We start from the raw sequence: 1,555 nt of genomic DNA, 5'->3' as shown, positions 1-1,555 counted from the left end.
AAGTTTACCAAGCCTTTAACAATTGATGAGATTGAGCAAGGACAAGATGTATTTTTAATCCAACCCCATGCTGTGATTCTTCAGTACAAATATAGTGAGGATTTTGAAGAACTGGTGGATGGAATTAGAAGTGGTTTCGCTCAGCGTGATTATAATAATGCCCTGCTTCAATATCGTGCTTTTTGTCGCGCTGTAGGCGCTACTCCATTAAATGGTATCGAGGTTGTGGATGTCGCAACACTTTCAAAGCGGTCAGTTGAATCTGTTACGCCTGCCACCCCTGTTGAGTTAGATGACATTCTTGGTCCTGCTAGTGGCCAAATTCCAACATCAAATGATGTTGAGAAAAAGACAGAACTGGTCGCTGATGATGATGCTGAAGATAAACCTAAAAAACGACGAGGTAGGAAAACCACTAAAGAGGTTCCAGACATTGCAGCAATTGCACATGAGCATAATAAAGACTTAATTATTGATGCGATTGCAACTTGCACCAGTGCAGATGAAGTCAATGCCGTTTGCTACAAACTTGATGATCAAGGCTTTAATAACTATCAGCTTCAAGAAATTGAACGTGCTAAAACGGAAAAGTTAGCGGAGTTGGAATCAGCCAAGACTGAAGCTGAAACTCAAGCAACTGCATTGCTGAAATCAACCGAAATACAATCTGATTCTGAATTATCTGTTTTATGCGATGCCTTTATTTTAGAGATTAATTCTGCAATTTCTGTACTTGAATTAAAGGCTATTCACAAACGTATAAATAATAACCCTGATTTAACTGAAGTCGAGAATGCAGAACTTGCAACTCGCATCAATCTTAAAACAGCAAGGTTTATAGAAGATAAAACCGTTGGTTCATTTCAGGGTGATAAGTCTGCTGCCATAGAACGTATTGAAAAAGCGAAAGACTTGAATGAGTTGCAGGAAATCGAGTCAATTCTGGATGGAAATCAAATTTATTATCTTGAAGCTTATTTCTATAAAAAACGTAAAAGTTTTTCTGACTTTGATGCTGTAGCCTCTGCTGCCGTCAATCATGCTCAAAAACTGGATACTGAAACTCAGCAGAAAAATGATGGTGGTCATTACTTTGATCAAATTGCAAAAGAAAATGCAAAGTGGAAAGAGGAGCTAAATGTCTTACTTGAACGCTTGAAAATTGCCAAGAATGCTGAAGAAGCCAATGCTCTTGTTCAGGAAACAACTTCATGGACAAAAGAACAGCGTGAACCATTGCTACGTGCTATCAGCAGAAGATTGCAGGAAATTGAGAACCCACAACCACCTGAACCACCCTCTTTATTGAACCGTATTACCAACGCACAGGATTTAACTGAACTTGATGCATTGGAGATCGATGTTGCTGGCCGTCATAAAGACATTCAACCAGTTTTAATGGCTGAGGTTAAAAAACGCAGACTGATTCTTGAGGGTGCAGTCAACGATGAGGCCCTGCCATGAAATTCTCTTATTCAACCATTACCCGAACACTTGAAGTGTTCGGGGGCAACATGACCCATATATATGACAACGTGAATGAGTCAGAAATAAC

Annotated in this window: 1 protein-coding gene; it reads left to right on the top strand. The window is 39.5% G+C overall.

Annotation, left to right across the window (positions count from 1 at the left end; all coding sequences use genetic code 11):
• Positions 1-1,464, top strand: a 1,464-nt coding sequence (locus tag M5121_RS15740) for a hypothetical protein (RefSeq protein ID WP_249571698.1), incomplete at its 5' end; no start/stop codon positions are given.
• Positions 1,465-1,555 lie beyond the last annotated feature (91 nt).

It is taken from the genome of Acinetobacter sp. ANC5681 (assembly GCF_023488045.1).
Classification (GTDB): Bacteria; Pseudomonadota; Gammaproteobacteria; order Pseudomonadales; family Moraxellaceae; genus Acinetobacter.
This window is presented reverse-complemented; position numbering and strand designations above follow the sequence as displayed.